This window comes from Streptomyces sp. NPDC052107, from assembly GCF_040680215.1.
Classification (GTDB): domain Bacteria; phylum Actinomycetota; class Actinomycetes; order Streptomycetales; family Streptomycetaceae; genus Streptomyces.
Window position 1 is genome coordinate 1 of the sequence record NZ_JBFAWG010000048.1, and the last position, 16,368, is coordinate 16,368.

The window sequence follows — 16,368 nt, forward strand, 5'->3', positions numbered from 1 at the left end:
CGAACCGGAGTCCGCACGCAACAGCATCGACCGCAAGGACATCACGGACTCCCGCACGGCCCATTAGGTGCTGTCGTCGTGCCTGGCGGCACGACTGTGTGTCAGGTGTCAGGGTTGGCCCTGGCGGGCCAACTTGGTTGGTTTATGTGCGAGTTGGCGGGCCTGGCGGCCCGCTCAGCAGGAGGAATGCGGTCCTGCCTGACGGCAGGACCGGTGGTAGAGGGCAGCCCCCTCCCCTGGCGGGGAGGGGGTGGGCTCGGGTGCCGGCGCCTGGCTGCACCGGCGATGTCATAACGGGGTGGTTGCACAGTTATTTGGGTTGCCTGCGCTCCCCTGTCGGGGAGCTTGAGCAGGTGGTGTCCGGCTGTCGCCGGACTGGCTAGGTGTCAGTTCCCTTATGTGCAAGGGATGGTGAGTTCTCGTCCTCTCGTATCTGTGGGCAGGTGAACGTTCGGCTCTGCTCGGTTGGCGTTGGTGGCAACCGGCACCGCGGACGGCACGGCCCGTATCTACAACGCCCAGACGGGAGCCAGGAGCGCCGAGCTGGTGCACGAGGGCGCGGTGCGGTCGGTGGTGTTCAGCCGAGGCAGAGCGATGCTGGCGACTGCCAGCGCCGACAAATCGACCCGGGTGTTCGACACGCAGACCGGCGTCGAACTGCTACGGCTACTCCATGACTGGGGGCTATGGCGTTCAGAGCTCCTAACGGAATGATTCTCAGGGCCTCGTTGGCGCTTGAACGGCGGGTAGCGGCCGCGTGCGAGGATGCTGCTGTGCTGGATGAGATCGACGCGGTGGACTGGGACTCCATACCGGGCCATCCCGACTGGTATGAACCGGATCGTGCCGCCCGTGGTCTACGTGCCCTGTCCGAGGCAGCGAATCTGGTACAGGCGACGGAGGCTGGCTCGCAGCTCGGCGGCGGTTGAATTGTTCATGGCCACAGCGCCGCGGTGTTCCCAGCGGCTGTGGTTGCGACCCCGCTGCTCCTGGACATTGTCCAGCAGGGTCACCCGGCGGCACAGGACACCGCGTTGGGGCTGCTCGATGAGGCTTTGGCGTGCTATCCGCATGCCGGGTACACGCGGGTGGCGGCTCCTGACGGCACCGCGGTTCCCATCTGACGAACCATAGGGGCATCAATCCGTAAGAACGCCTGAACAAGGAGATCCGCCGCCGAACCGACGTGGTGGGCATCTTCCCCGACCGAACCGCCCTGATCCGCCTAGTCGGCGCGGTGCTGGCCGAGCAGAACGACGAGTGGACCGAGGCCCGCCACTACATGGGGCTGGAACTGCTGGCCAAGGCCCGGCTCCACCCGATCGAGTCAGAAACCGACCAGACCGCCCTGCCCACCGAACTCACTGCATAGCCTCAAAACGAGATCACCGAGTGGCCGTCGATACACCACTCCAGTGGATGTGACCGACCGGCGATGTCAGGATGAGGAGAGGCCGTTGGGCGTAGAGGCTCCGGTGTCGGCGAACATGACTGCCCGCCGGGGCTCCAGACGTCGAAGTCCGTTTACGATTCTCGATCTTCATGGCACATTGCATCGGTTTCGGATTTCCGTATGTCTGGAGCACGTGTGTGCGCGATTTCTCCTCGCGGTTCTGCCTCACGAGTGCCGAAAAGTCCTTTGCAGCCGCGGTGAGTCGTCACCACGGCGGCCCTGAGCGCAGGAGCGAACCATGACACGTATGGCCCGACTGGTGACGGTGAGCCCGATGACCTGCAGCGCGGCGCCACCAGGCGGGCGCCGGCACCCCCTGCCTTCAAGCTATGACACCGCGGCCCTCGCCGACTCGCCCGCCTTCTACCTGCTGCTGGGTGGCAGTGGTACAGAAGCGTCGCTTACCGGTGCCCTCACGGCTACATACCACAACGCGCCCGGCATCACCTACCTGCCGAACGGGGACCCTGCGTCCGTATTCGACGGGACCTCTCAGTACGTGGACGTCCCGGACGACGACAGCCTTTCCGTCTCCGCCACCGGCCAGCTGACCGTGGAGGCGTGGATGCGGCCTGACACAGTGACCTTCCCCAGCACCGAGGGCACCGGCTACGTCAACTGGCTCGGCAAAATCACGTACGGCACCACCAATCAAAGCGAGTGGATCGCCCGCATGTACTCGCAAGGCAATACCGAGAATCGCGCCAACCGCATCAGCGGATACGCCTTCAATGCCGGGGGCGGCCTCGGCGCCGGCTCCTATTTCCAGGATCCGGTCAGGCCAGGGGAGTGGATCCACTACGCGCTGGTGATCAACACCAGCAACACAAGTAGCACCTACCCCACCGGTTACGTCAAGATCTACAAAAACGGGGTGCTCCGCGACCAGGACGCCCTCGCCGATTACAACATCACCCCCAGCAACACCACCTCCCCGATGCGGATCGGCACCGCCTCGCTCAAGTCGTACTTCAAGGGGTCGATCGGCAAGGTGGCCGTGTACGACACCGAGCTGCCTGCAGTTCGCCTGGCCACCCACTACCAGGCCATGGTTAAGTAAAGATCTTTAACGGCTGAGGTTACGGCGGGGAGCCGGCCCACGACGAACCGGAGCCGAACGCCCAAAAGATCACCGGCACGTGCGTCCCGGCCGCACTCGTTCCAGCCGGCACCCGGCGCCGTCACCTGACCACCGAGAGCTTAGAGACCGCCTCCTACGGGCTGCGGCGCCCAATGACGGAGGGAGTGGGCTCCACCGCCTGCGGCGCGGGCTCCAGCGGCGCCTCTCCCCAGTTTGCTGAGCAACGTCCCGACTCGTTCCGGCACCCCCGCCAGGACCCGGACGCTGTCGCCGGCGAACCCAACAGCCGCCCACGCAAAACGCTCGGCTGTGAAGCCTCAGCCGAGCGCCTAGCGAAGCTGCTCGCGACTTGATCAACTCACCGCGGTCACGCTTGGATCTTAAGGTAGAAGAACAGATCGAGATCGGCCGCCCGTTGCGGATCCAGCTCGCGAGGGAGTAGTTCGCAGTGCGTAACGTCGGCGCTCACCCCCAGGTGTTCGGCATTCAGGTACACCGGGCGGCCGGTCTCGGGATCGCGGACCCACACATGGGCGGACCGGATCCGCAGGCGGCATAGGATCGGCGCGGACTTGTCGCTGCCCCTCCACCCGCTGGCCTTCACCGAGTCCCCTTCGACGATGCGCTGTCCCCAGCGATGCAGCGGCGCGGTCGCGAGGAACCTCCTCGCCATATCCGACGGCTTCCACTCCAGACCGGGCTCCGGCTCGTGGGTCACGGTCACCTCTCCTTCGAGGCGCACACGGTGAAAACCGAACGGAGCGATGATCCCGGTGGCTTGGCCGTCCTCGCGCGATACCGATGCCCAGTAGATCTTGTCGGGGTCCGTCCCTGGGTACGGCAGGTCCAGCTCGACCTCGACGATCGGGTCGCGCGGCTGCGGTGTGGACTCCAGAGGCATGTTCTCCTTCCGCAGAGCCGCGTTCAGGGTGATTCCGGCGGCGAAGGCGTCGTGGAGCAGCTCGAGCCCGTTGTAGATGAGGTCGCCCGTCACCAGATCGACAAAATTCCCCTGGGGATCGTTCAGCCGGATCGAAGTGAGCCGCAGAGCCAAGGGTTCCGCCGGGCCGCCTTCATGAGCGCACAAAACGTCGAGCGCCTCCTGCACCGTGGTGGCCTGCTGGAGCAGGGTGCAGTCACCGGGCTGGTAACTCGTGGCCGCGGCCGTCCGGAAGCCTGCCGTGAACACGAGCGGCGGACCCTCGGGGGCGCCCGTGCCCGACGTGAGGACCGCCTGCACCTGGTGCTCAGTGTCGGAGCGGCCGGCGTCGAGGGCCCACGCGACCTCGCACAGCCCCTGTGGGTCGGTCGTCGTCGTGACGGTGTTGGCCCCGCTCACCGCGGATCCGTCGACCCGGCTCGGGACGCCGCCCGCAGGCATGCTCCAGGTCAACGAGGCTCCGTCTACCGGGGTACGCCCGCGCATCACCGCGACCCGCAGCCTGCCGGGCAGAGTGACGAAGCCGCCGCCGACAGGTGCTGGAACCTCCTGGCCGTCACCGCCCCGGTACAGCAGCGTGCGGTCGGTCAGCGTGGCGGCGCCCACCCGGCAGTCCGGGGCGGTCGACGGGCCGGTCAGGGCTGCGAGCGGTGCGTACCGGATCTGCGGGCCGTGAGGCGGCTCCTCCCGTCCCGGCGGCCAGTCGATCGACCCGTCCGCGCGGGCGGAGACCGTCCAGTAGTCGCCGCGACGGAACACGTCGTCACCACCCCGGCCGAGCCGGATCCGCAGACCGTCGCCCAGGTCGACGAGGTCCGAGTGCTGCGGGTCCTCGGCGGACGGCTTGACGGTCGCGACCCCGTTGCCCTCCGGGAAGGCATCCCACAGCCGAAGGAACCAGTCGGCAGGGTTGTCCTTGACGGAACCGACCATGCCCGCCGCGGCGGTCTCCAGTGTCACGACGACGTCTGTCGCCCGTGCGACCTGGAACAGCCGCTCCCGGGTGGCCGCGTCCCGGGGGTCGACGTCGTCGTGCTTCGACACGAACTCGGCGTAGGCACCTGCGCTGAACCAGTTCAGTGGGTCGAGCGCCGGCGGTTCGACGGTGATGTCGGTGCCGTCCACCTTCACCACCCTGGCCAGGACCGAGGCATTGCGCCTGGACAGCTTGAGGGTGAGCCCGTCCATGCTGAATCGCGGGCCGTCCGCGGTTGGATGGTCCTGGCGCGGGACGCCGCCGTGAACCTCGATCCGGAACAGCAGGTTCTCCGGCCGGGAGTAGCCGCCCTGCGGCATGAGCGAGCAGGGGTCGGTCGCCGCGGGCGCCGTGTCGGGCACCACGGCCAGCGTGCCGGACGACGGCTTCGCCAGCTTGACCCAGTCCGGGTGCGTCGTCGCCGTGGCGCAGCCGAAGCCCGGACCCCAGCCGCCGACCGGGGCGAAGGGGAACACCTGCCAGTCGACCAGGGCGCGCCCGGCCGCCTGTGCGTCGCCGAGAGCCCGGTCGGCAAAGGCCTGCTCCTCGACCGGGTCGACGTAGCGGACCAGCGTCTTGAGGGTGAGGAGAACCGGGGCCGTGGGTGTAGTGTCCGTGCGGGGGTGCGGCTGGGTGCGCAGCAGGCAGTCCTTGGTGGCGTTCTCCACCAGCCAGCCGTCCAGGAAGCCGTGGCCGGTCCCGAGCCCGCAGGCGTCCGGTGTCGGAGCCGGCGTCACCGAGAAGGCGTTCGAACCGTCCGGGACCACCAGGCGGCCGCCGGCGCCGAGCATGTCGTCGGTCGCCGTCTCGACCCGGTGGAGCAGATGCGCGCTCTGTTGGTCGAGGTCGGCGTCCAGCAGCACCTGCCCCTGCCGGCCGACCACCGAGCGTGGGTGCCGCTCGTCCTCCGCCCGGATCGTCAGGCGTGTGGCGTCGTTGCGGATGGTCATGGTCTGTTCCTCCGGGCTGCGACGGCGCTGGAGCGCGTGTCGTCAATGATTCCGGCCTCCAGGGCGACCGGCAGGTACTCGTCCAACAGAGCCCGTACGTTGGCCGTGGCGATCCCGTACGCGGCGCGGGCGAAGGCGCCCATCTCGACCTCGCCTTCGCCTCCCGAGCGCACGCTGTCGGGGCACAGCGGGTGCAGCATGGCCAGCGTCGGTTCCTCGGCGGAGGTGTCCAGGAAGACGGGCTCGTTCGCGAGCCGGATCGCCTCGGCCTCGTTTGCCGTCAACGGTCGCCGCGCGGCCTCTTCGGCTGCGGCCAGGGCGAGCGCCGGCTGGCACCGGAATGTGCGCGGTGTCGCCGAGCCAGGGGGTACGAAGCTATACCGCACGCAACCGGTCTGACGTCGAGTCACCGCCACAGTCTCGGCGAACACGGTGTTCGTCGCTGTCAGGGAGCGCAGCGACGAGGCCCCGAGCACGGTGACGTCGCTCAGGGTGACGTCGAGGTCGGGGGCGGCGAGGGCGGCGCCCGGCGCACCATCGGCGGTCACGACGCTGTCGGTGACCACAAGTGCGCCGCTCACGGAGATGTTCGTGTCCCCGATCCGCAACGGGCCGCAGATCGCGCGGTCGACCTGGATGCGGGTCGCCACGAGCGGACCGTCCGCGCGCACCGCGACCTCGCCCGGGGCGCGCACGGTGACGTAGCGCAGGCCCAGCTCGGCCACGGCGTCCGCGTGGAGCCGCAGACCGCGGGTGAGTTCCAGGCCGTCGAGCACGAGGCGGCCGGCGGGTGCGGTGCCGTCTCCGCTCCCCCGCAGCACCCGCATCGGGGCGTCCACCGTGTAGCGCCGTTCCCGGCGGACGACGAACCCGCGCAGGGCGGGGTCCGTGCCCGCACCCGGTGCGGTCCGCGGGGGTCGCCACTGGGCGGCGACGAGGTGCACCTCGGACGCGGGAGGCACCGTCACGTCGAGCGTCGCCGAGCCTACGGGCGCCGCTTCCAGGTCGCAACGGGCCAGGACGACGAGGCTGCGCCGTCCGGCCCCCAGGGTGGCGACTTCGGCGAGGGCGGCCGCGAGCGTGGGGACTGTCCGGCCGGCCATCTCCGCAGAGCCGCCGGTCGTGGTGGTGGGGTCGACGACCCAGACGAGGTCCTTCGGGCCGCCGGTGTCCCGGATGTCGAACGGCTGGTCCGGGGCGTTGCGGTCCTGGGCACCGGCTCCGACGGCCAGGCCGGCGGCCGTGGCACAGGACACCCGGACCTCGACGACATCGGGGAGAACGGAGGCCTCGGGCACGACGATCCGGCCGGTCACCGGATCGACGGCGCAGGCGATGGCGCGGGTGCAGTTCCTGCGCTGTGGAGCCGTGGTCCCCGGCTCGTACCAGGTGTGGGACACCTGGGCGGCGGGCCGTGCACCTGGCGGAGTCGGTGGCGACTCGAGGTTCACGATGCGGATCTCCTCGGGCGGCACCCGCCGGAAGGCGCTCTCGCCGTCCCGTCGCAGAAAGACGGTGAACGGTGCACCGGTCCGCTGGTCGAACCAGCGCCGATCGGGCAGCCGGGGCGGCCGCTTCTCCAGCTTGGCGGCGCGCAGTTCCGTGGTCTCCTCGTGCAGGGGCAGGCGGCGCAGGCGGTCGGGCAGGTCGACCTCCCGGAGCCGGGTCCCGGCGGCGTCGGCCCGGCGATCGGGATTGAACAGGCGCAGTTTCTCATTTGGCTGCTGGGCCAGCTGGAAGTACCCCGGCCGCGCCGTCCCGTCGGCCTCCCACGGCCGCGCCGGGGGGACGCCCGCCAGGTCCGCCGCCGGGACGGGGTCCGGCGTCGACACGGTCTGGGCGGGCGGGGCGGGGAACCCCGTCACCAACGGCCGCACCAGGTGGACACCCACCGAGGTCGGCGCGTGCCGCCCCGCGGGCCGGCCCGGGCGGGTCCGGTCGACGCGGCGGACGTCGAGAAGGCGGGGCAGCAGGTCGAAGGCGCTGCCGACCGACGACGCGGTCCGCCCCGGGACGAGACAGGCGGTGGCGGGGCGGTCCTGACGCACGTTCAGCAGGTGGGCGCAGCCAGCCAGCCGCTGGTAGTACTCGACCGCGACCGCGGCCAGACCGGTGACGTCGCCGGCCATCGCCTCGATGACGCGGGCCGTCCCCTTGCCGCGCCGGTAACGGATCGTGTTGGCCACGAAGGCGCGACGGCCGATTCCGGTGTCTCCGGGGACGGGGTGCAGCGTGGGCGCGGCGACCAGGGCGGCGATCGCGTCGAGTGCCGCGTCCCCGGCCGTCTCGACGAAGAGCGCGTCGTACCACGCGTCGATCTCGGCGTCGATCTCGGCGCTGGCCCGGGCCAGCACCCCGAACAGCGCGCGCAGGGAGCCGGTGGCGGCCAGATCGGCCTGACGCACATGGGCGGGCAGCAGGCCGTACAGGGATTCCGCGACCGCCTCGATGCGGGACTCCGGCAGTTCGGTCCCACTGTCCGTCGTCGGAAAGGTCATACGGTCAGCTCCGAGAAGGTGATGTCCGGTGCGGCGACGGACAGGAGCCGGGCCGGCTCCAGCCGGGTCAGGCCGGTGCCCTGGTCGGTCACCAGGGTCGGCGCGGGGCAAGGGAGTCGCCCTTCAGCGTCCTGTGTCACACCCGGTGCGGAGAAGCCGGTGAGCACGACGGCCGTGACGCCTGGGACGTTCTGCACCGTGGCGATGAGCTGTGAGCGGTGCACGGCGGTGCCGAAGGGCCGGGCCTGCTTGCTGAAGTCGCGGACGAGCGCTGCCCGGACGGCGGCCTCGACGTCCGGCCTGGGCAGGTTCGGGTCGGACGCAAGGGCCAGGGCCACGGTCATCGGCAGGTCGACGAAGCCTTCGATCCGCACGTGGGTCCCCGGGGGCGCCGCCGCGACGAGCGCTGCGTGCAATCCGGTGACCAGGTCCGAGTCCGCCGCGGGCGGCGCGAACGAGGTGGTGGCGACGGTGACGCACACGATCCGCCGCAGCCCCGCCCGCAGCTCGACGGCCGAGGCCCTGCCGACTCCGCGGTACCCCTCGGCGAACGCCTCGAAGTCCGTCAAGGACACGGCTCGGTCCAGGGTCCGGATCGCCTTCGGCGCGCCGGTACGCATCTCGTCGATCGTCTCGGCATCGCTGCCCCCGTCCGCGGCCAGGGGGTTCGTCACCGAGGCGACTCCCATCACCGGGGTGACGATCTGGGTCAGCCGGCCGCCCGGGACGTTCCCTGTCGTTCCACCACCGGTGCGGTACAGGGCGACGACGTTCCCGCTCCCGCTCGGCAATCGGCCGGCGAACTGCACTTCGGACCCCCCGTCGGGCCGCTCGGTGACCCGGAACCGGCGGCTGTCGGATCCTTCGCCGTACAGGGTGTCGGCATGCTCGTAGCGGCGGTCGTCGACCCGGACCTCGATCGCCGGGGCGTAACCCCGAGGCCCCGGCGCGGCGACATGGGCCAGCGGTGACTGCTTCAGCGGGAAGCGTGGCAGTGCGGTCGCCGGATCGCCGGACCCCAGGGTCTCGGCGCCCGAGGCGGGTGTCTGCGCGTGCGAGGACGGGACGACGTTGGCGAGCACGGTCAGCGTCGCGCTGGTCCATCGGCCGGACAGGGGCCGGTCGAACACGACGAGCGTCGCCCAGTGCGCGTGGCCGGTGCGTGATTCGGTGCGCAGCACCGTCGCCGCCTCGGACACCGTCTCGCCGTCGGCCGTCCGCCCGGTGAGGATCACGCGCCGCCCCGGTGGCAAGTCGGTCCGTCCAGCCAGGTAGAACCGGTCGGGAAGGTTCTCCTGGTCGAAGTCGGGGTGCTGCGGTGGCGCCGGCCGGCCGTCGGGTCCCGCGTCGGTGACCGGCAGGACGCGCTCCTCGGGGCGTGCGACGAGCGTTCCCCGGGCGGTCTCGAGGTGGATCGTCGTCTCACGGACCTTGTTGTTGAAGCTTTCGGCGAGCGCGGACCCGAGGGTGACCAGGGTGCAGCGGGCGGACAGGCCGTAGTCCGAGCGTGCGGTCTCCCGGGCTGCGGCGATGCGTGCGGCGCCGGGCGCGGGACTTGCGGATCCGGTCTCGAGTACGACGACACGGCCAGGCGCGGCCTCCGGGTGCACGGCCTCGAGGTGGACGTTCCAGGTGTCCTTGGAGACGGTGCCCATCAGGAATTTGTCCCATTCAGTGGGCAGTTCGTTGTCCACGTGTTTGCCGTGCGCGTTGCGCACCGCATCCGGCATGAACGTGATGTCCGGTGCCGTCGCGCCGAACGCCTGCGCACGCTGTCCCAGGAGGATCACCGTGCCCAGAGGGGCCGACGCCGTCAGGGTGTCGTCCACGGTGAGCAACTGCCCGGCGGAGACGTCGAGCACGGTATGGGCCGGCTCGGCGGAGGCGGCGACGTCCACGGCCGTGACACGGGCCAGGAGCCAGCAGGACTTCCCGGCTTCGGCCGTACCGGCGTGCACGAGCACCCGGTCACCGACCCGGGCACCCAAATCGACGCCCGCGACTTCGACACTCGTCGTCGTGGCCGAGATCTGCGGCAGGGCCAGTGCTCGCAACGGCCGGAGCGCGTTCCACCCGGTACGGGCCTCGACGGTGCCGTCCGTCTCGAAGGTCACCGGCTGGCCGCCCTGTTCGGGCACCGAGGCCACCTTGAGGCCCTGGGGGATCGTGACGACGTCCGGCAGGCCCGGCAGCGCGGTGTCGTCCGGTGCGCCCGGGAGCGTGCCGACCCGGAAGGCCAGCAGGGCGTCGGCGGCGATCGCCGGCCGGGGCACGTGCCCCAGCATGGCGGTCAGCCGGACCAGGGCCGCGCGGTCCTCGGTGCCGGGCAGCGTGGAGTCGACCGCGAGCCGGTGGAGCGTCCAGGCCAGCACGTGGTGCGCTCCGGCCGCCGCCGCGAGCAGGGCGACGGCGGGATCGTCGGGCGAGCGTCCGAGCGCCGCCAGTGGCCGGCTGTCGAGGGCCTCGGCCCGCGAGATCCTGTCGAGCAGACGCTCCAGGATCGCGCCGTAGCGGAAGCGGGTGGGGTCGCCGGGAAGCTGCCCGGGGGTGCCCGGGCCGGTTTGCGCGCACGATGCGGTGTCACCCGCGCCGCAGCCGCACGCGCAGCTCATCGGCCACCTCCCGTACTGATCCGAAGACGTCCTCGCTCCGGGAAGCTCGGATCGTCGCGCAGTTCGAGTACCTCGGTCGGCGCCGGACGGATCACCCCGCGGTCGAGCTCTCCCAGGGCGAGGCGCCCGAAGCGCTGGAACACCAGTGGCGTGACGCTCTGCACCCCGGGCACGGCCAGCACGGCGGCGAGGAGCGCCGACAGGTACAGGGCGGTGCCGAAGCCGAACCGGTCGGGATGGAAGAACCCCGGAGTGCCGTGGCTCCCGGCGGGCGACAGGGCGGCGCGCACCCGTCGCCCCACCTCGCTGCGCAGCTCGCCGGGTTCGGGGCACACCGCGAGGCTGATGTCGAGGGGGATGGTACGGGCCGCGCGTACCACGACGTCGAACCCGGCCAGCCGGAACGACTCGAGGTGGGCCAGCAGGCCTGTGCGGAAGGCCGCGTCGACACCGGCTCCGCCCTGCCGGTCGACATGGACGATCACGGTCTGCCAGGCACCGGTCCAGCGGGACACGGCGACGGCGTCGGCGACGCCCGGGAACCGGAGCGCCGCCGCGGCGTAGTCCGCGGGCGTGACGGCGCGCTCCTGACGGCGGAACGCCTCCGGGGCGGCAACCCGGACCGCGGCGTCCTCCTCCGGCGCCGCGCCCCTCAGCACCGCGACCGGGTTGCTCACCGACGAGACGGGCACGCTGCGGTCGGCATCCGGCAGGACGACATGGCCCAGCGCGTCCGGGCCGAGGTTGCCGACGGGGCCGGTGCCGAAACGTCCGCTCACACCGAGCGAGTCACCCACGGTCGGGGCCAGCCCGTGCGTGCCGTCGCCGAACCGCAGGAGCGGACGCCCGTCCGGCCCGGTCTCCACGACGAAGTCCCGGGCCAACGGCCCGCTGGCCAGCAGGTCCCGCCGGACGGTCCAGCTCGCGAATGCGTCGTGGAGGGTGATCTCCGGAAGGCACCGGGCCGGGGCGACCGCCGTGAGGGCGCGTGCGGACGGCGGCCCGGGGTCGGCCGGGCCGTGTTGCGCGATCCGCGACAGCGGACCGATGCCGCCGCTGAGGAGAGGACGCCAGGTCACCCCGGCCTGCGGGGCGGGCGGGGACAGCCGCGGGGCGAGCGCCTCGGTGGCCGACGGCGCCAGCTCCAGGTGCGGCGGCGGCGGCAGGGTCGCGCCGTGTTCGGCGAGTACGACGTTGCCGCGCGCCATGGCACAGACGACGTGCTGCGCCGGGCCGAACGGCTGCGGTACGAGGGCGGAGACCGGCAGGTCGAAGGGCAGCGCATCGGACGCGTCCCACTCGACGTCCAGCAGATGTGTGCCCCGCGCGAGGACGTCCTTGACCGATGCCGTCACACGGGTCAGCCGGACGACGTGCCGGTGCCCCGGGTCGGCGTCCTGGGCGCGACCTGTGTCGGGGGCCGCCGTTTCCACCAGCAGGAGGAAGTCGCCCGGTTGCAGCGGCCCGGATCCCTCGCTCGTGTCGACGAGCGTGGCCGCCGTCGACCCGGCCGGCAGCGTGCAGCGGTCGTCGCCCCAGGTGTGCAGGGCGATGTCGTTGCGCCACCGCCACAGCCACAGGTCGGCGAGTGTCTCGAAGACGACCAGCTTGGACGCGAGCAGTGTCGGGTAGTCCGCGGCCGGCACGACGGGGGCCAACGCCTCCGAACGGGGCAGGACCGGCGTGCCCGCCGGCAGCCGGTAGCCGTCCTTGCCCGCGGCGCCCGGTGTGAGGGAGACGCTGACGAAGGTGCGTGCGGAGGCGCCCTCGCCGGGCGTGTAGTCGAGCAGCCGCGCATGGCGGGTCACCGACGCGCGGGTGCGCGCGGTGTCCAGGAACGCCTCGGTCCCGATCCAGTCGAGGGTGTAGCTCTGTTGGTCGGCGCGGAAGGCGAGCGCCTCGACGATCGTCGTGGTCAGGTCGACCGGGTCGTCCTCGCGGAAACCCGGGACGAGCACCGACATCCGGTCGAGCATCAGGCGCCGGAAGCCCTCCCAGTCGCGGGTCCGGTAGTCGAAGTGCGGGTCCGGCGGTGCGGCCTCGGGCAGGTCCCGGCAGTCGGGGGCGCAGTCGCCGTCCGCGGCGCAGTCCACGGCGAACGAGAAGTCGACCGCGGACAGACGTGGATCGATGAAGTCGGGCGGAGTGTCCGACCCCGGCCCCTCGACGATCGCGAGCCGGTAGGTCGAGAAGTCGGTCGGCTGGCCGCCGGGCACCGTGACCGTGTACCGCGACACCTGTGTTCCGCCCGGCTCCGCACCCACGACGGGTTCCACCCTGGGCGCCGGGAACCGCACGCCTCCGGTGAGGGCGATGTTGTCGCCGCTGAGTGCGGCGTGGGGCAGCGGAAGCGGTTTGACGAGCACGATGTCGATCCGGGTCGGCTGGGCGACCGTGCCTCCTCGGTGGACCTCCACGTAGTCGATCCCGGAGACGTCCGTCTGCTCGGTGGCGGCCAGCGCGGCTCGGCGGCGCTCGTCGCAGCAGTGGCAGCGGGCGCCGGTCACGGGAGGTCCTTCCGTACGCGTAGCTCGTCGGTGGTTCCGCTGGAGCGGACCTCGTACGTGACGACGATCTCGAGCACTCCGCTGCCGTCGGTGACCTGCACCGCGACGTCCAGCAGGGTGAGCACGTCGCTGAGCCACTGCTGGATCGCCGACTGCAGGGCGGCGCCGAGCGCGACCGTTGCGGGACCGTCCTGCGGGCCGAGCACCAACTGGCGTGCGGGACTGCCGAGTTCCGGTCGCATCACCCGTTCTCCGGGCAGGGTGAGCACGAGCAGTTCGAGCATCTGCCGTACGTGCTCGTCACTGCCGTACGCCACCTGGGCCGAGCGACCCAGTGCGGTGACAGTGAACGGGAAGGCGAGCCGGCTCATGTCGCCACCACCCTGGTCTGGGTACCCGAGACGATCGGCGGACCGGCCGGGATCTGGTCCGCGGACAGGCAGACCGCCCCGGCGGGGTTGATCAGCAGCGGCTGTCCGGAGGCGGTCACGCGGGTGGCTCCCGCGAGCCACTTCGTGCTGACACAGGGCTGGGGCTTCGAGGGCGGCACGGTAAAAGGGCATCCCGTGACAAGTCCCTGGTCGGTGAGGACGGCGGCCTGGGCTCCGGACACGGTGACCCGGGGGCCGGCGGCTACGACGTTCAAGGGCGCGCCGTGTGGGCAGGTCACGGTCGCTCCGGTGTGCAGGACGGGCCCCGGCATCGAGGGCTCCTTCCGTGGTACGTGGGGACGGCGGGCTGTGCGGGGGCGGGTGGCTCACGTCACCACCAGCGCACCTCCGTTGATGATCACCGAGGGGCCGGAGAGCACGATGGACGCCTGCCCGTTGCTGATGCTGATACCGGCGGAGCCGATGACGACCGACGCCCCCGTGGGCGTGAGCACCTGCACCTGGGCCGCCGGGAGATCGGACAATGTGACCGAGACGCCGGTCGTGGTCTGGAGGTGGATGTTGGGTGTCGCGGGGGTACCGGCCATGGCGAGGGCCGGGACGCCCGCCGGGTCGGGCCAGAAGGCGCCGGTCCAGATGGGGCAGTCGGGATCGCCCGCCTCGAACTCGACCCAGACCGCGCTGCCGGTCTGGGGCAGCGCGATGACACCTGCCGCGCCCTTGGCGGCGAACGGGACCGCAGGAAGGGCCCACGTCGACGGGAACAGGCCGTAGCGATCGGACAGCTGGACCTGGATCCGCCCCTGCACGAGGGGGTCGGCGGTGTTGAGCACGGTCGCCCGGTACTTCCCGAAGTACTTGGGTCCAGCCGTCATGGCGCCACCTCCGTGACGTTCGATACGAGACCGTCCCGTGCCAGCTGGAACGCCTGCTTCCAGCTCCCCCGCCCGAGCGTGTGGGTCACCGAGCGCACGAACCACAGTCCGTCGTGTGCCCGCCCCGCCCCGCGCACCCCGACCAGGGAGCGGGCGTCGAGCGGCTGCCCGTAGCGCACCAGGTCCATCGACCCGGTCGCGGTCAGCGGATCCGCCGTGCCGCGTGCGGCAAGCAGGGTCATCAGAACCTCCGGCAGAGGCATCCGGTCGGTCTCCAGCAGCTTCGTGCGGGTCGGCACCAACGGCCGTGCGGCGAGCGGCGGTTTGAGCAGCGCCACGTCCGGCGCCGGGACCGGCACGGAGAAGTTCGCGACCTTGACGTGCGCGTAGGGCAGGATCGCGGCGTTGCCGTCGGCGGAGAAACTCAGGCCCTCGAGGTTGGCCGCCGCGTCCATGTCGACGGTGAGGGCGGGCTGCACGGCGCCGACGCGCACCTGCGGTCCCCAGTAGACGGTGTTCGTGCCGGGCGCCGGTCCGGGTGTCACGTAGAACTCGTGACCGGCGTCCTTGGCCAGCTTCGTGGCGTACTCGAAATCGGTCCCCTGCTGATGGGCGTACTTCTCCACCGCCGTCGTCACGGGCTGGAAGGGCGGAGGGATCGTCACCGGGACGACGCCGAACGGGGTGTACTTGGCCATCATCGCCGCCACCCGGGCGAACGGCGGCATACCCGGGAACGGGAAGCCGGTGAGGTCGGCCACGTCCATGTAGCCGGAGACGTCCTCGCCGGTGACGACCAGTCGGTGCTCGCCGGGACGGCCGGTGGCGGTGACGTCCTGGCGTTTGATCGGCCCGTCGGCGAGCACCTTGGGCACTCCGCGCAGCGTCGCCACGAGCACGACGCGCACCATCGGGTCGAAGAAGCCCGTGGGGAGCAGGGACGTCGCGATCGGCGACGTCTTGGAGTAGGTGAAGCTCAGCTGGAACCCCGAGCGCGTCCCGACCGCATGCGTCACCGTGGCGCCCTCCAGGGCGTCGACGACCGCCTTCGGCGCGGGGGCGACGGCGACCGGCCCCATCAGGACGGTCAGCGTGACGGTGCTAAGCGCGGCCATGGTCGGCGATCTCCAGGGGGAGCGGAATCATGACGAGCCGGCCCTCCGCGCCGGTCAGTCGGGCCGGGTCGGCTTCGCCGCTGGCGTCGACGATGCGCCACCAGAGCGCGGGGTCGCCGTAGGCGTCATGGGCGAGAGTGTCGGGCCGTTCCGCACCGCCCAGCCGGCGGTACCCGAGCGGGACGTGGCGTTCGGGCGCCGGCAGGATGCGGCGCGCCAGGTAGACCTCGGTGGTTCCGTCGTCGCGGGTGCGGCTGACAACGGGCACCGAGTGGTAGCGGCTGTTCGGCGGGAACGGTACGGCGGTCATGGCACCCTCGACAGTCCGACGCTCTGGAGGCCGGCTCCCCGTCGGGCGGCGAGCCGCTCGCGGCGGCGGGCGGCGGTGAGAAAGAGCTCGGCCCCCTTGGACCCCGGCGGCAGGTCGTCGAACGACAGCGCGCGCACCCCCAGCCCGACACGGGCGAGGATCGGATTGAGCCGCGTGTCGAACGCCTCCTCGGTGACGGTGAACTCGGTGATCCGCACCGGCAGCGTGCGGTTGACCCCGAGGACGAGCAGCAGCAGCGGGGAGGGAAGCGGGAGGATCTCCAGCGTTCCCCGCCGGGCGAGCGCCTCGGCGGCCACCAGGTCGGCGGTGGCCGGTGAGATCATCGTCTCCAGCTCGGCGAGGTCCGCGGCAATGCCCTCGGCGACCGTGGTCGGGTTCTGATCGGGCTTCTCCAGCCGGTCGGTGGCGTCGAGGACGATCTCGAGCTTCATAGTCTCCACCGGCGGCCCGACGAGCCGGAGCGCATCGAGGCGGTCACCGGTGTCCGTGGCCGCGCCCCGCGGGGTGAGGGTCCGAGTCAGGGTCTCGGGGTTGTACTGGAACGGGACGGTGCGCACAACCGCGCGCCCGTCGCCGTCCATGACGACGAAACCGCCTCGCACCGTCCGCGGCGAGCCGGGGAATGTGGTCATCGCGGT

At 71.4% G+C, this 16,368-nt stretch carries 13 protein-coding genes and 1 pseudogene; 4 read left to right on the forward strand and 10 right to left on the reverse strand.

Going from position 1 to position 16,368, the window contains the following annotated elements:
* Positions 1-474 precede the first annotated feature (474 nt).
* The 4 genes and pseudogenes from AB0M27_RS32885 (at position 475) to AB0M27_RS32900 (ending at position 2,513) form a co-directional block, all read left to right on the forward strand.
* Positions 475-714, forward strand: coding sequence for a hypothetical protein (locus AB0M27_RS32885; RefSeq protein WP_365727190.1), 240 nt, complete (start codon positions 475-477; stop codon positions 712-714).
* 59 nt (positions 715-773) lie between these two features.
* The gene (locus AB0M27_RS32890; protein WP_365727192.1) at positions 774-929 is read left to right on the forward strand and encodes a hypothetical protein; all 156 of its coding nucleotides are present in this window, start codon (positions 774-776) and stop codon (positions 927-929) included.
* Positions 930-1,141: 212 nt separating this feature from the next.
* Positions 1,142-1,372: pseudogene (locus AB0M27_RS32895) on the forward strand (transposase); the annotation flags it as partial.
* Between the two features lie 328 nt (positions 1,373-1,700).
* Positions 1,701-2,513, forward strand: coding sequence for a LamG domain-containing protein (locus AB0M27_RS32900; protein ID WP_365727193.1), 813 nt, complete (start codon positions 1,701-1,703; stop codon positions 2,511-2,513).
* Between the two features lie 388 nt (positions 2,514-2,901).
* On the opposite strand, the gene AB0M27_RS32905 is transcribed toward AB0M27_RS32900, so the two are convergent.
* From AB0M27_RS32905 to AB0M27_RS32950, 10 genes are read right to left on the reverse strand one after another with little or no spacing between them, the layout of a single operon-like run.
* Positions 2,902-5,400: a DUF6519 domain-containing protein gene (locus tag AB0M27_RS32905; protein WP_365727195.1), complete on the reverse strand. Its 2,499-nt coding sequence runs from the start codon at positions 5,398-5,400 to the stop codon at positions 2,902-2,904.
* Positions 5,397-7,898, reverse strand: a complete 2,502-nt coding sequence (locus tag AB0M27_RS32910) for a hypothetical protein (RefSeq protein WP_365727197.1) — start codon at positions 7,896-7,898, stop codon at positions 5,397-5,399. Before AB0M27_RS32910 ends, AB0M27_RS32905 begins: the two co-directional genes overlap by 4 nt.
* The gene (locus AB0M27_RS32915) at positions 7,895-10,510 is read right to left on the reverse strand and encodes a baseplate J/gp47 family protein (RefSeq protein ID WP_365727199.1); all 2,616 of its coding nucleotides are present in this window, start codon (positions 10,508-10,510) and stop codon (positions 7,895-7,897) included. Before AB0M27_RS32915 ends, AB0M27_RS32910 begins: the two co-directional genes overlap by 4 nt.
* Positions 10,507-13,017 carry a baseplate J/gp47 family protein gene (locus AB0M27_RS32920; RefSeq protein ID WP_365727201.1) on the reverse strand — a complete coding sequence of 837 codons (2,511 nt, stop codon included), beginning with the start codon at positions 13,015-13,017 and terminating at the stop codon, positions 10,507-10,509. Before AB0M27_RS32920 ends, AB0M27_RS32915 begins: the two co-directional genes overlap by 4 nt.
* A complete protein-coding gene (locus AB0M27_RS32925) occupies positions 13,014-13,388 on the reverse strand; it encodes a GPW/gp25 family protein (RefSeq protein ID WP_365727202.1) in 375 nt (124 codons plus the stop codon). The genes AB0M27_RS32920 and AB0M27_RS32925 overlap by 4 nt, the downstream gene beginning before the upstream one ends.
* The gene (locus AB0M27_RS32930; RefSeq protein ID WP_365727204.1) at positions 13,385-13,720 is read right to left on the reverse strand and encodes a hypothetical protein; all 336 of its coding nucleotides are present in this window, start codon (positions 13,718-13,720) and stop codon (positions 13,385-13,387) included. Before AB0M27_RS32930 ends, AB0M27_RS32925 begins: the two co-directional genes overlap by 4 nt.
* A 54-nt stretch (positions 13,721-13,774) precedes the next feature.
* Entirely contained in the window at positions 13,775-14,284 is a 510-nt protein-coding gene (locus AB0M27_RS32935) for a phage baseplate assembly protein V (RefSeq protein ID WP_365727205.1), read from the reverse strand.
* A complete protein-coding gene (locus AB0M27_RS32940) occupies positions 14,281-15,399 on the reverse strand; it encodes a hypothetical protein (RefSeq protein WP_365727206.1) in 1,119 nt (372 codons plus the stop codon). Before AB0M27_RS32940 ends, AB0M27_RS32935 begins: the two co-directional genes overlap by 4 nt.
* Positions 15,386-15,709 (reverse strand): hypothetical protein, encoded by a 324-nt coding sequence (locus AB0M27_RS32945; protein WP_365727208.1) that lies wholly within the window; start codon positions 15,707-15,709, stop codon positions 15,386-15,388. The genes AB0M27_RS32940 and AB0M27_RS32945 overlap by 14 nt, the downstream gene beginning before the upstream one ends.
* Positions 15,706-16,362, reverse strand: coding sequence for a hypothetical protein (locus AB0M27_RS32950; protein ID WP_365727210.1), 657 nt, complete (start codon positions 16,360-16,362; stop codon positions 15,706-15,708). Before AB0M27_RS32950 ends, AB0M27_RS32945 begins: the two co-directional genes overlap by 4 nt.
* Between the last annotated feature and the right edge of the window lie 6 nt (positions 16,363-16,368).